Source organism: Microbacterium aurantiacum, assembly GCF_040532595.1.
Classification (GTDB): Bacteria; Actinomycetota; Actinomycetes; order Actinomycetales; family Microbacteriaceae; genus Microbacterium; species Microbacterium chocolatum_B.
Genome location: NZ_JBEVYX010000001.1, coordinates 2104871 through 2118023, shown reverse-complemented (window position 1 = coordinate 2118023; position 13153 = coordinate 2104871). Strand labels below are relative to the sequence as shown.

Sequence of the window (13153 nt, the reverse complement as noted above, 5' to 3'; positions counted from 1 at the left end):
TGGCGTCGCGGGCGGCGCGCCCGTCGCGCGCACCCCCTGATGCGTCTGCGCGGATCGGCCTAGGATGGGGCATCCGCGTGACGACTCCGCCCACGGTTCCATCGACAGACATCTCGCAGAGGACCGCATGCCCACCCTTCCTTCGCTCCGCCCCGCCCATGGCTGACTCGAGCGCGGCGGCGGGCCGCCCTCGCGCCGCGCGGATCCCGCAGGAGGAGCTGCGCGAGCGGCTTCTCGCCGAGGCCGAGCGCATGCTCGACGGCCGCGGCCTCGGCGTGAACGCCTACCCGCTCAACATGGAGGACCTCATCCGCCAGGTCGGGGTGCCGCGCAGCTCCGCATTCCACGCGTTCGGCAGCAAGGAGAACCTCTTCTTCCAGCTCGCCCTGCGGCTGCTCTCGCCGTCGAGCCCGCTCGCCACACGCTTCGCGGGGCTCTTGACCGACAGCGTCGAGGCGGTCGTCGCCGAGAACGGCGCCCTGATGACGGATGCCGAGGGCAGACACGCCCTGCTCCGGGAGAGTGTGCGGCGGGCCCTCCCGCAGATGCACGAGACCCTCGTGCGCGCCCCGCGGTGGCGGACGTTCCGCGCCCTGTCGATGTCGCTGGACAGCTTCCCCGATTCCGAGCGCGACGAGCTGCGCGCCCGTCTCGGCACCATCCAGGAGATCTACCTCGACACGATGGCCGCCGCCTACGCTGCGACGTTCGAGCGCTTCGGCGTGCGGATGCGCCCGGGCCTCTCCATCGCCCATTTCGTGACCTCGGCGTCCTCGACGCTCGAGGGCGTGGCGACCGGTCCGGCGTTCGGTCAGCCGCTCACCGCGGAGTGGGTCGGTCTCCCGGGCATTGACGGCGCCGACGTGCAGTGGCACCTCTCGGCGATCGCGTTGATGGCGCTCGTCGACGGGATGACCGAAGCGGTCTGAGCACCGAAGCGGATGCCGCGGCGAGACGGATGCCGGGGCGGGCGGATGCCGGGGCGGAGAGAGCGGCCGGAACGGGGGCTGGTCCGGTATCCACTCCCCAGAGAACACCGGACCAGCCGCACATGAGCCTTACTCCCCAGCAACGGCTCGACGCTCGAAGGCGTCGGGCACGACTCACGGCTCGTCGAGAGTAAGTGACCCGACCGACCGCGGGCAATGGCGCGGAGACGACCTGAGGGAAATCTTGGGGCAGCATTCAGGTTCCGCGAGCCCACGGGCCTCCCGCGGGGTATCAGGCGGGTGCCACAATGCTCCTCATCGGCAGGCGAGCCCTGCTGCACGCCTGCCGACACCTCGCCGACACCTGGAGCCCTCATGCGATCACCCGACCCGCACACCCCTTCCCGCGCCCTTCGCCGCCCGCTCCTGCTCGTCGCCGCGACGGCGGTGGCGGCATCCGCTCTCCTCCTCTCCGGATGCACCAACCCGATCGACCAGCTCGTCCAGGGCGGCGTGCAGGACGGCGTCGAGCGCATCATCGAGGAGCAGACCGGGTCCGACATCGAGATCGACACCGGCGGGGGCGCGTCGCTCCCCGAGGGGTGGCCCGCCGAGATCCCGGTTCCGGAGGGCAGCCCGATGTTCTCGATGGCGGCCGAGGGCGGGTATCAGGCGACCTTCGAGGTGACGGATGCCGCGGAGGGTGAGCGCATCAAGGATCAGCTCGTCGCCGACGGCTACGTCATGGAGGGCGAGACCGACATGGGCCAGATGAAGATCTGGATCCTCGCCGGGCCGGAGTGGCGGGTGTCGCTGTCGGCGATCCTGCCCGACGAGGGAGACACGAGCACGCCGCCGAGCCTGACCTACCTGGTCTCGCCGGTCACGAGCTGACCCGGCCGGCGGCCGATCGACCGCTTCGCAGAAGAAGAGCCGACCCGGCGCGATGGCCCCCCGGTCATCACGCCGGGTCAGCAACGCGGCCGAATGCTCACCCCCAGGCCTATGCGTCGAATTCGACCGCGTAGACAGCAAACATCGGCAGGAACGAGACTAGACGAAGAACCACCCCGATTCAAGACTTTGGATTCACAGTCCATAGGTTCATGACCTCGGGTTACGGTTCTCGGACTGCGGGCGTCCCGAAACGCCCGCGGTACGCCCTCGCCCACACGTTCCACGCACCCGAATCGAAGCCCAGAATGGTCCCTTCCGCGTCCCCCCGCGCGCCCCGCACCCCCGCCTCCGACACGACCGCAGCTGCCGAGGCCCCCGACAGCCGCACAGGCGCCGAGGGCCCCGCACGCCCTCCGCGTGCACCCCGCCTCAGCCGCGAGGAGCTGCGCACGCGCGTCCTCGCGGCCGCCCACGACATGCTCGGCGACGACGGACTCACCGTCGGGCTGCACCACCTCAACATGGAAGAGCTGATCCGTCGCGTGGGAGTCCCCCGCAGCTCGGCGTTCGCCGCGTTCGGCGGCAAGGAGCAGCTCATGACCGATCTGATGGTCGACACCCTCCGCCCCCGCCTCGCCGACGGAGGAGCCCTGTCGATCGCCTCCGACGGATCCGTCGCCGAGGTGCGCCGCGTCCTCGCCGAGAACGCGCATCGGATGACGGATGCCGCGGGCCGACCCGACCCGGCCGGCGGCACGGTCGTGCTCCGCGAGGCGGTGCGGGTGGCGCTGGTCCGGAACTTCCACGACACGATGGGCTCGTCCGAGTGGAAGAGCTACATGGCCCTGTCCGTCTCGGTCAACAGCCTGCCCGAGAACCGTCGGGAGGTCGTCGGCGACGTCCTCCGCGAGACCGACACCGTCTTCCTCGAGCGGATGGCGCGGTTCTACGAGCAGATCTTCGCCGTGGTCCACCGCCGTCCGCGCCCGGGCGTCACGTACCGCCAGCTGGTCACCGCAGGGGCATCCGTCGTCGAGGGTCTCGTGAGCCGCGCGCTGATCGGCTCGGAGTCGTTCTCGGACGACATGAGCGGCCCGGGACTCGACGGCGACGAGGTGCCGTGGTCTCTCGTCGCGACGGCGTTCTGGGCGCTCGTGGAGGGTCTGAGCGAGGAGATCCCCGTCTCGCGCGCCGGCGCACCCGAGCACGACGGCGTCCTGAGCCGCTGACCCCCGGGGCCTCCGCTCCACTTCCGCGCCGTCGGTGGCGCCCTCCTGCGGGTCGCGCAACGCGACACCCGCAGGAAGGCGCCACCGAGGGCGGTTCACGTGTCGCCTCTTGCGGGTCGCGCAGCGCGACATCCGCAAGAGGCGACAAGTGAACGGAGGGGAACCGGTTCGTCAGAGGGCGAGGCGCTCGCGCACGACCGCGGCAAGGGTCTCCGCATGACGCTTCGCGTCGTCCTCGGAGGCCGCCTCGACCATGACGCGCACGAGCGGCTCGGTGCCGGACGGGCGCAGCAGCACCCGCCCCGCGTCGCCGAGTTCGGCGGTGGCGGCGGCGACGGCATCCGTGAGTCCCGGATCGTCCGAGACACGCGTGCGATCGACGCCGGAGACGTTGATGAGCACCTGCGGGTAGACCGTCATCACCGACGCGAGCTCGGCGAGGGTCTTGCCCTGGCGCACCATCTCGGCGGCGAGGTGCAGGCCCGTGAGGAGGCCGTCGCCGGTCGTGGCGTAGTCGCTCATGATGACGTGGCCGGACTGCTCGCCGCCGAGCGAGAAGCCGCCCTCGTTCATGCGCTCGAGGACGTACCTGTCTCCGACGGCCGTCGTCTCGACGCGGATGCCGTGCTCGGCCATCGCGCGATGCAGGCCCAGGTTGCTCATGACGGTCGTGACGAGCGTGTCGTCGACGAGGCGTCCGCGGTCCTTCAGGGCGACCGCGAGGATCGCCATGATCTGGTCGCCGTCGACGATGCGCCCCTGGGCGTCCACCGCGAGGCACCGGTCGGCGTCGCCGTCGTGCGCGATGCCGAGGTCGGCGCCGGCGTCGACGACCGCGCGGGCGAGCTGGTCGAGGTGGGTCGACCCGACACCGTCGTTGATGTTGAGGCCGTCCGGGTCGGCGCCGATGACGGTGACCTCGGCCCCGGCGTCGCGGAAGGTCTCCGGCGACACTCCGGATGCCGCGCCGTGCGCGCAGTCGAGCACGACGTGCAGTCCGTCGAGGGTGTTCGGAAGCGACCCGAGCAGGTGCACGACGTAGCGGTCCTCGGCGTCGGCGAATCGACGGATGCGGCCGACGGCGGCCCCCGTCGGCTGGAGCTTCGGCTGGGTCAGCGCCTCTTCGATGCGCCTCTCGACGACATCCGGGAGCTTCACTCCCCCGCTGGCGAAGATCTTGATGCCGTTATCGGGGGCGGGATTGTGGGACGCCGAGATCATCACGCCGAAGTCGGCGTCGACGTCGCCGACGAGGAAGGCCGCAGCCGGGGTCGGGAGCGTACCGGCATCGAGCACGTCGACGCCGGACGAGGCGAGGCCCGCTTCGACCGCGGCGCTCAGGAAGTGCCCCGAGATGCGCGGGTCGCGCGCGACGACGGCCGTGAGGCGCTTGCCGGCTGCCCGGCGCGCCTCGGCCGTACGCCCCTGGCCCAGGACGACCGCGGTCGCCTGGGCCAGGGTGAGTGCGAGTTCGGCGGTGAGGACCTCGCCGTTGGCGAGGCCACGCACACCGTCCGTGCCGAATAGAGGCATCGGAACCCGCGTGATCAGCGCTTCGAGTACTGAGGCGCCTTACGGGCCTTCTTGAGACCGGCCTTCTTGCGCTCCTTGACGCGCGCGTCGCGCGACAGGAAGCCGGCCTTCTTCAGCGTCGGGCGGTTGTTCTCGACGTCGATCTCGTTGAGCGCACGGGCGATGCCCAGGCGCAGCGCGCCGGCCTGACCCGAGGGGCCACCGCCGTGGATGCGCGCGATGACGTCGTACGCGCCCGCGAGGTTCAGGACCGTGAAGGGGTCGGTGACCAGCTGCTGGTGCAGCTTGTTCGGGAAGTAGTCCTCGAACGAGCGGCCGTTGATGGTGATGGTGCCGGTGCCGGGGACCAGGCGCACGCGCGCGATCGCCTGCTTGCGGCGGCCGACGGCCGCACCGGGAACCGAGAGCACGGGGCGCTCGGTCGCGACGGCGGTCTCGTCGACCGGGGTCTCGGTCGAGAAGTTGGTGGATTCTTCGATGTTCGCCACGAGTATGTCCTTGTCTGTGCGGCGCTTACTGGGCGACCTGGTCGAGGGTGTACGTCTTGGGCTGCTGAGCCGCGTGCGGGTGCTCGGCACCGACGTAGACCTTCAGCTTCGACAGCTGCTGGCGACCCAGGCTGTTCTTGGGGAGCATGCCGCGGACGGCCTTCTCCACGGCGCGGACGGGGTTCTTCTCGAGGAGCTCGGAGTAGGTGACCGACTTCAGGCCGCCCGGGTAGCCCGAGTGGCGGTAGGCCTTCTTCTGCTCGAGCTTCTGGCCGGTCAGGGCCACCTTGTCGGCGTTGATGATGACGACGAAGTCGCCGGTGTCGACGTGAGGGGCGAAGGTCGGCTTGTGCTTCCCGCGGAGGAGGGCGGCCGCGTGCGAGGCGAGGCGTCCGAGGACGACGTCGTTCGCGTCGATGACCAGCCACTCGCGCTGGATTTCACCAGTCTTCGGGGTGTAGGTGCGCGTCACAGTAGTGCTGCTTTCTTGATCGAACGGAGAGGTTCGTGAATCCCACTCCGGGGTCCTTCCGGTGGGGAAGAAAACCAGTGGAGGGCTCACGTTCGCGGTGCCGGGTCAGCTGAGCCGGACACCAAAGGTCAACCTTACGGCATCCCGGGGCGCCGGCCAAACCGGCGGCGGGCCGGGCCGGCGGTTTGGGTGGGCCGGGGCGGGGCGGGCGGGGGGGGGCGGGGGGGGGGGGGGGGGGGGGGCCGGGGCGTAACTCCTCAGAAACGCCACGATCCGGGCCGGAAAGGTGCCCTGCGGCATCTCTCCGGCCCGGATCGGAGGAGTTCGGTACAGCGTCAGCCGGTCACCCGGGCGTCAGCCGGCCACGCCGGGCGTCAGCCGGTCACCCCGGCCTCAGACGATCGCCCGGGTGCGGCGCACCCGGAGGATCACCAGCGCGGCGCCCGCGGCGAGCAGCAGCGCACCGAGGACGGCGATCGTGCTCCACACGAACGTCCCACCGGTGACGGCGAGCGCCGGAACCTCGTCGATCGTGTTGGTGAGGGTGATCTCCGCCGTCCCCGCCTCGCGCGCGGCCAGCTCGACGGTCGCCGTGGCACCGTCGGCCGCGAGGGTGACGGTGTCGTCCTCGACGGCCCAGGACGCCCCGGCCCAGCGGACGGTGTCCGGCAGAGTCGCTTCCCGTTCGACGAGGGTGAGCTCGACGCCGATCGGCAGGTCGGCGACGACCGTCTCCGCCCCGGCGCGCACCTCGACGGCGCGCTCCTGCGCGTCACCCAGGAGGTCGGTCCACGTCACGGTCACCGGGAAGACCGTGCCCGCGGGCACCTCGCCCGCCCCGGCGCCGTCCAGCGCCTTCACCAGCGTGAGGTCGCCCAGGGTCGGTACCGCGGTGTTCACGAGGCCGATCGCGGCATCCGTCGCCGCCTGGATCGTCACCAGAGCCGAGCCGTCCTCGAGCACACGGATGCCGTCGCCCGACCACTCCGGAAGCGCCCACGTGAAGCTCGCCCCGTGCGCGGGGTCGATCTCGGTGAGGGTCACCTCCGTCAGGTGCGGCAGGTCCTGACCCAGCGCGACGGGGGTGCCGTCCGTGGGGACGGTCAGTTCGACCGACTGCGCCGTCTCGCCGGCATCCGTCCACTCCGTCCAGGAGGCCACGACCGTGACCGTCTCGGGAAGATCGGGGTGGTCGGCGCGGATCCCCTCGACGGACTTCGCCACCGTCAGGGTGCCCGGGGCCCAGTTCGCCTCGTTCAGCACGGTGACCAGCGTCGAGTCCGACTGCAGGTCCGACACGATGACCGTCGCGCTGCCGTCGCCGTTGTCGCCGACGTTCGTGCCGGTGATGACGATGTCGCCCCAGCTGACGGTCGGGATGCCGGGGCGCTCGCCCTCGGTCAGGGTGACGACCGTGCCCGCGGGCAGCTCCTCCCCCAGCGACGTCGGCTCGACGGCGTTGATCTCGAGCTCGCGCGTCTGGGTCTCGCCCTCGGCGTCGGTCCACGTCGCGGTGACGGGGAAGGTGACGCCGGGGTCGACCTCGTCGGCGGCGGCTCCGGCGATCCCCTTCAGGATCCGGATGCCAGCGGTCGACGTCGCGGCGTGGTTCTCCAGCGACACGAGGGCCTCCGCGTCACGCCCGATGACGACCTTCGCACTCTCGCCGTCGACGGTGACACCGGCGCCGGACCACACCGGCGCGCCCCACGCGATGCTCGAGCCGTCGACGAGCGGCGTCTCGGTGAGCGTCACGACGGTGCCGATGAGGAGGTTCTCGCCGAGGGGCACCGGGGTGCCGTCGACCGGGACGATCAGCGTCTTCTGTCCGTCGACGCCGTCCTGGGTCCATGTCGCGGTGACGGTGACGTCGGCGGGGACGGCGGGGTTCTCGGCCTGCGCGCCCGTCACGGTCTTCTCGAGGAGGAACGTGCCGACCGTGCGCTCGACGGTGTTCACGACCGAGATCACGCCGGCCTCGGTGGCGAAACCGGGCTCGACCAGGATGCTCTCGGGCGTGATGGTCGCCGGCGACCAGGTCAGGATGTCGTCGTCCTCGGGCAGCGTCTCGCTGAGGGTGACGGTCGCCCCGACCGGCAGGTCGGCCAGGACGTAGGGCTCACCCGCGGTGACGGTGAACGTCCGGTCCTTCTGGGCGGGGAACCCCTCGCCGAGCGCCGAGACGTCGATCGCCGCGGTCAGGCTGTAGCGCTGCCCGGGGTCGACCCGGTCGGCCGCGCCGCCCTCGACCGACTTCGTCACCTCGAGCGATCCGAGCTGCGCGGTATTGGTGAGGGAGACGTCGATGTTCGCACCCGGGGTGAGGGATGCCGTGGCGACCGCCCCGTCCTCGCTCACCGCGACATGCTCGGCCGCGGCGAAGCGGGGGGTGCCGAACGTGACCCCCGGAACGCTCGGGAACGTCGGCTCGCTGAGCTCGGCGGTCCAGCCGGTTCCGCGGGAGTTCGGACCGCTGACGGGGTCGCCGTTCAGCGGGACGCGCAGGTCGTACTCGATCTGCACGGTGCCCTGCGGGTCGATCTCCTTCACGTGGACGGTGAAGACGGTGTCGTCGGCGACGAACGCGGCACCGGGGGTGTCGGCGAGGCTCTTGGCGATCGAGACCGAGCCGCGCGTGACGCCTTCGCCGGTTCCGCTGCCGCGGTTGTTCTGCACGACCGACTGCGTGTAGGTCAGGCCGTTCAGCTCGGCGGTGTTGCCGTAGCGCGTGCCCGGGGCATCCATTCCTCCGCTGGTGGTGCAGGTGGTGTACGTGACGAGGTACTGGTATTCGCGGCTGAACCCGGTCTCGGTGCCGCCGCCGGGGAGCGCAAGGGTCGGACGCGGCACGACGACCGTGAACTGCGGCTCGCCCGTCTCCGGGTCGACGCCGAGGGTCGCCGTCGCGCTCTCGGTGAGATCGACGGTCGGCAGGCCCCCGCCCGCGATCTGGTCGATCGCCTGCACCCGCAGGCCCAGGCGCGCGGCCACGTCCTCACCCGTGCCGCACACCTCGTGCGCGCCGGTGAGGGTGTCGACGATCGTGAGGTCGCTCTCGAGCGCGGCGAGCTTCTGGCCCGGAACGCGGACGCTCCAGTTCATCGTCGTCTGCGGGAAGTAGCGGATGCCGTCGAGGGTGACCGCGGAGGTGTTCACCGCACCGCCCTTGCCCTCCGAGCGGCCGGGGACCTTGGTCTCGGTGCCGGCCGTGGCGAGGTCGACAGTCGCGGAGTTGCCGAAGGCGGTGCCGGACTCGGGCAGACCGTCGGTCGTGGCGTAGGTCTCGTAGGTGATGAGATACAGGTGCTGCAGCGGCTGGAACGCGAACTCCGCGCCCTCCTTGATCGCGAGCGACGCCTCGAAGGATCCCGCGGTCGTGGACACCGGAGTGATGTCGAGCTGGTTGGTGATCTCGCGCTGACGGACGGTGCTCGGGCCGTAACGCTCGTAGACGCGGATGCCGGACACCGTGGTGTCGCGGACCTCGTGGGGTCCGGTGAGTGTGTCGGCGAGGGTGAAGGCGTCCTTGCCGACGAGGTGGTCGCCGGAGACGGTGACCGTCCAGCGTATGGTGCCGTTGCGCTGCGCGCCGCCGAGGACGGAACCGGACTTGGTGATGGTGCCGGAGAACGCCCAGTCCTGGGTCACGCCGATGACGCCGGAGCGCTGCCCGCGCTCACCGAACGCGGCGATGAACGCCTCGTTCTCGTAGACGGTGCCCTTCGGGTCGATCTCGCCGTCGGGGGTGCAGGTCGTGTAGGTGATCCGGTACGTGACGGTGCGCTCGAAGCCGCCCTCGGGGGCGGTGAGGTCGATGGCGAAGTCGTAGGGGGCCTCGACATCCGTCGCGATCGCGGCGATCGAGGTGACGTCGGTGGTGGTGGATCCGCGGACGGTCTGGACGCGCAGCCGCGACGGGTCGCAGAGGACGTGATTGTCGCCGAGGTCATCGAGGATGCGGACCGTGTCGTTGCCGGCGAGGCTGGCGCCGGGGACGTTGATCGTCCACGTCATCGACCACTTGTCGGCATTGAGCGAGCCGGACTTGTCCCAGTCCGTGGGCAGGACGATGCCGTCCGAGATGCCGCCGTCACCGGGGAGATCGACCAGGACGAGCTCCCCGTTGAGGTTGAACTCGAGCGCCTCCTCGGTCGTGGCGAGGACGGCCTCGATCTCGAGCTCGAACGTGCCCTTGACCTGCTCGGGGCGGTCGATGACGGCATCCGACAGCGTGCATTCGGCGATGCCGGTGGCGGGATCGGTGAGGCATGAGCCCCAGATCGTGCCGTCGGCCCCGAGGAGCTGGAACGGGATCGCCTCGGGGAACGCGAGCTCCGGCGGGAGGCCGACCGTGAAGGTGTCCCCCGGCTGCGGGTCGGCGTTCGTGGCGTCCCATGCGCCCTTCAGGGTCAGGATGTCGCCGATCGTGGCCTGGCCGCCGTCGATGCTCTCGACGGTGACCGGGGAGACGACAATGGCGGGATTCGGCGCGGCGATCGCGGCGGGTGCGCCGACGATCACCCCCGAGAAGACGACGGCAGCGGCAGCGAGGGCGCCGATCCATCTCGACAAATGCGTACGCACGTGTTTCACCTTTGTTCCGGGTCGTATTCCGTACCGCGGGCGCGACGATTAGCGCCTCGGATAAGGCGCATTTCCTCACAATCCCGAACGGCATTGTGCGCGAGAAGCGCACGACGAAGAGACCCTTCATGGTGCGTCATCGCTGCGGCGCGCCAGGCCGAGCGGCGCCGCACGACACCCCCAGGTGTGGCACGGCGAGAATTCCCCCGGCGCTGATCGCGCGCTTCTGTCGAACTTATCGGCTCCCATGCACGCATGCGCAATTCACGGCGTGTCTCAGTTTCCCCTCAAGACAGCCTTTCTCCCGCGCAAGAATTCGCGGCGAATTCATCGGTGCCCCGTCACGAAATGGGTGGATTCGCGTCTTATCTCCGAGGGAAATGACCCCCCTGCGGGGGTCACCACCGCCGACGCCGGCGGCTCCCCGGTGACGTGCCGGTGGCGGCGGATCGCGACCGGCACGGCGTGCGCGTGGCGCGGCATGCGGCCCGCGACGGCGTGCGCGTGGCGCGGCATGCGGCCCGCGGCCCGCGGCGGCGTACCGTACGTAACTCCTCAAAATGGACGTGATCGCGCCCCGCAGGGTGCCTGATGACACGCGTCGGGCCCGGATCGGAGGAGCCCGGCACGGCCGGGGCGGCGCACTCGACACCGGAAAGCCCTTTCTGGATAGGGTCGGACGATGGCCATCACAGACTTCCCCGCCCTGTTCGCCGCCCTCGACGACGCCGCGCGCGGTTCGGGCTTCGACGGCGTCGTGTCGGTCGACGTCGACGGCGACCTCGTGGGAGCGCGCGCGTACGGCTTCGCCGACCGCGCCTTCGGCGTCGCCAACACGGTCGACACGCGATTCGGCGTCGCGAGCATCGCCAAGGGGTTCACCGCCGTCGCGGTGCGGGCGCTGATCGCCGACGGCACTCTCTCCGCCGACACCGCGGTCCGCGGCATCCTTCGCGATGACCTGCCCCTCATCGACGATGCGGTCACGGTCGAGCAGCTGCTCACCCACACCTCCGGGATCGGCGACTACCTCGACGAATCCGGAGACGGCGAGGTGACCGACTACGTCCTCGACGTTCCCACCCATCGCCTCGACACGACCGAGGCGTTCCTCGCGGTGCTCGACGGGCGCCCCCAGGTCTCCGCGCCCGGCACCGCGTTCGCGTACAACAACAGCGGCTACGTCGTGCTCGCCCTGGTCGCCGAGCGCGCGAGCGGCATCCCGTTCCACGATCTGGTGGAGCAGCGCGTCTTCGCCCCCGCCGGGATGGAGCGAAGCGGATATCTCCGCATGGACACCCTCCCCGGCGACGCCGCGCGCGGCTACCTCTTCGATGATGACGACGACCGCACGAACGTCCTCCACCTTCCCGTGCGCGGCAGCGGCGACGGCGGCGTGTACACGACCGCGGCCGACCTCAGCCGGTTCTGGCGGGCGCTCTCGGACGGAACCCTGCTGCCGAAGGATGCCACGGACGACCTCGTGCGTCCGCGCGAGACCGTCGATGAGGAAGACCTGCGCTACGGCGCGGGGTTCTGGCTCGACCTCGACGGGCCGGGCATGCTCCTCGAGGGATACGACGCCGGCGTCTCGGGCCGGTCACGATTCGATCCCGAGACGCGCGCGACCGTGTCGATCGTCGCGAACACGTCCGAGGGTGCGTGGCCCGTGATCGAGCGCTACGTCGAGCTCACCGGCTGACGCCGAACCCGCTCGTCGAGCCGCTCGCGCTCCCAGGTCGGAACGCGCAGGAAGTAGTCGTGCGAGAAGAGGTCGATAGGCACGTCGACCTCGGACTGCGTCGGGTCGACGAGCTCGTGCGGCAGGTCCGTCTGCGCGAAGGTCGTGCGCGAGCGCGGCGGGCGGACGCGGCTCGCGAGCGTGTCGGCCAGCACGACGAGATCGAACCGGGTGCGCAGGACGATGACCCGATCGACGGCGCGGCGGATCGCCGCCCATTCCTCCGGCATCCGCTCGACCGCCGGCGCGTGCATCAGCACCAGCACGCGGATGCGCTGGCCGACGGATGCCGCGTTCAACGCGACCGTGCCGCCATGGCTGTGGGCGTAGACGACGTCGAGGGTGTCGGCATCCGTCGCGGCGGAGGCCCAGGCGATGAGCGCGCCGCCGGCGGCGCGGCGGGCGGCCTCGGAATACTGTCCGGACCAGGTGAAGAAGCCCGGCCCGTCGTAGAGGTTCCGGCCGACGCGCGCGCCGAAGTAGGCGTGCAGCGGCGCGCCCGGGACATACCAGCGCGAGCCCGTGTCGCCGAGCAGCGCGAACGTGCCGTGCACGGTGGTGCTGACCGCGGTGCGCGAGCGGGTGGGGACGGTAGGCGCGGCGGGGGTCTCGGGAATCGCGGGAGTGCGCGCGGCGGCCGGTGCGGCGGGGGCGGCGGCCGGTGCGGCGGGGGCGGCGGCTGTCGCGGCGATCGCCCGCGCAAGCGGATCGGCGGATCGGGTGAGCCGCGCGAGCGCGGTCACCGCCCCGGGGTGGTCCGGCATCATCGCGTGGAGGGAGGCGGCCGCCGCCGCGGCCTCGACGGGGGCGGTGTCGCGGAGGCGACCGGCGAGCAGGCGGGTGAGGCTGACGGGGTCGCCCGTCGCGGCGATCCGCGCGTGCAACGCCGCAGCAGCGGGAAGGTCGATCGGGTCGTCCGCGGGAGCGTGTGTCCCGTGCGGGTCCGGCGGGCCGACGGCCGGCGCGTCGAGCGCGTCGCCCTCGGGAGGGGCTCCGCTCACCGACGACGTCGCCATGAGAAGGTACTGCGCCGCGCGAGAGAAGGCGGCGGTGTCCGCGACCACCTCAGGCGACGCGACCGCCGACGCAGCGGCCCGCGCGTCCGCCGCGGCTGACGCGAACGCGGCCATGCCGCGCGGAATCTCCCGACTCATGCCGCTCCTTCCGGTCCTCAGCCTCGTACGTCGCGCCCGTCTCCCCGGCACGCCGTACCGAACTCCTCCGATTCGGAGCAGAAACCTCCGGAACCGGCTCTTCCGGCCCGCAGCCCGCTGAGTCGA

At 71.2% G+C, this 13153-nt stretch carries 9 protein-coding genes; 4 read left to right on the top strand and 5 right to left on the bottom strand.

Annotation, left to right across the window (positions count from 1 at the left end; all coding sequences use genetic code 11):
* Positions 1–158 precede the first annotated feature (158 nt).
* From ABXJ56_RS09970 to ABXJ56_RS09960, 3 genes are all read left to right on the top strand, one after another.
* The gene (locus tag ABXJ56_RS09970) at positions 159–929 is read left to right on the top strand and encodes a TetR/AcrR family transcriptional regulator (protein ID WP_353999517.1); all 771 of its coding nucleotides are present in this window, start codon (positions 159–161) and stop codon (positions 927–929) included.
* Positions 930–1304: 375 nt separating this feature from the next.
* The gene (locus ABXJ56_RS09965; RefSeq protein WP_353999516.1) at positions 1305–1823 is read left to right on the top strand and encodes a hypothetical protein; all 519 of its coding nucleotides are present in this window, start codon (positions 1305–1307) and stop codon (positions 1821–1823) included.
* Positions 1824–2131: 308 nt separating this feature from the next.
* Positions 2132–3055: a TetR/AcrR family transcriptional regulator gene (locus ABXJ56_RS09960; RefSeq protein ID WP_353999515.1), complete on the top strand. Its 924-nt coding sequence runs from the start codon at positions 2132–2134 to the stop codon at positions 3053–3055.
* Positions 3056–3226: 171 nt separating this feature from the next.
* Here ABXJ56_RS09960 and glmM read toward each other — a convergent pair whose 3' ends face one another.
* The 4 genes from glmM to ABXJ56_RS09940 all read right to left on the bottom strand — a co-directional run bounded on the left by glmM (position 3227) and on the right by ABXJ56_RS09940 (position 10132).
* Positions 3227–4588 (bottom strand): phosphoglucosamine mutase, encoded by a 1362-nt coding sequence (gene glmM, locus ABXJ56_RS09955; RefSeq protein WP_353999514.1) that lies wholly within the window; start codon positions 4586–4588, stop codon positions 3227–3229.
* 14 nt (positions 4589–4602) lie between these two features.
* Positions 4603–5076, bottom strand: a complete 474-nt coding sequence (gene rpsI / locus ABXJ56_RS09950; RefSeq protein WP_353999513.1) for a 30S ribosomal protein S9 — start codon at positions 5074–5076, stop codon at positions 4603–4605.
* 25 nt (positions 5077–5101) lie between these two features.
* Complete coding sequence (gene rplM, locus ABXJ56_RS09945; RefSeq protein ID WP_353999512.1) at positions 5102–5548, bottom strand: 50S ribosomal protein L13; 447 nt, start codon at positions 5546–5548, stop codon at positions 5102–5104.
* Between the two features lie 393 nt (positions 5549–5941).
* Positions 5942–10132, bottom strand: a complete 4191-nt coding sequence (locus ABXJ56_RS09940; RefSeq protein WP_353999511.1) for a DUF5979 domain-containing protein — start codon at positions 10130–10132, stop codon at positions 5942–5944.
* Positions 10133–10814: 682 nt separating this feature from the next.
* Between ABXJ56_RS09940 and ABXJ56_RS09935 the strand changes: the two genes are divergently transcribed.
* The gene (locus ABXJ56_RS09935; RefSeq protein WP_353999510.1) at positions 10815–11834 is read left to right on the top strand and encodes a serine hydrolase domain-containing protein; all 1020 of its coding nucleotides are present in this window, start codon (positions 10815–10817) and stop codon (positions 11832–11834) included.
* On the opposite strand, the gene ABXJ56_RS09930 is transcribed toward ABXJ56_RS09935, so the two are convergent.
* The gene (locus ABXJ56_RS09930; protein ID WP_353999509.1) at positions 11813–13027 is read right to left on the bottom strand and encodes a hypothetical protein; all 1215 of its coding nucleotides are present in this window, start codon (positions 13025–13027) and stop codon (positions 11813–11815) included. The two genes, ABXJ56_RS09935 and ABXJ56_RS09930, sit on opposite strands and share 22 nt — an antisense overlap.
* Positions 13028–13153: the final 126 nt, after the last annotated feature.

What these genes read in the sequence shown, in the direction of transcription:
- ABXJ56_RS09970 (WP_353999517.1), top strand. Translation starts at nt 159, where the DNA reads ATGGCTGACTCGAGCGCGGCGGCGGGCCGCCCTCGCGCCGCGCGGATC.
- ABXJ56_RS09965 (WP_353999516.1), top strand. Translation starts at nt 1,305, where the DNA reads ATGCGATCACCCGACCCGCACACCCCTTCCCGCGCCCTTCGCCGCCCG.
- glmM (WP_353999514.1), bottom strand. Translation starts at nt 4,588, where the DNA reads ATGCCTCTATTCGGCACGGACGGTGTGCGTGGCCTCGCCAACGGCGAG.
- ABXJ56_RS09935 (WP_353999510.1), top strand. Translation starts at nt 10,815, where the DNA reads ATGGCCATCACAGACTTCCCCGCCCTGTTCGCCGCCCTCGACGACGCC.
- ABXJ56_RS09930 (WP_353999509.1), bottom strand. Translation starts at nt 13,027, where the DNA reads ATGAGTCGGGAGATTCCGCGCGGCATGGCCGCGTTCGCGTCAGCCGCG.
- ABXJ56_RS09960 (WP_353999515.1), top strand. Translation starts at nt 2,132, where the DNA reads ATGGTCCCTTCCGCGTCCCCCCGCGCGCCCCGCACCCCCGCCTCCGAC.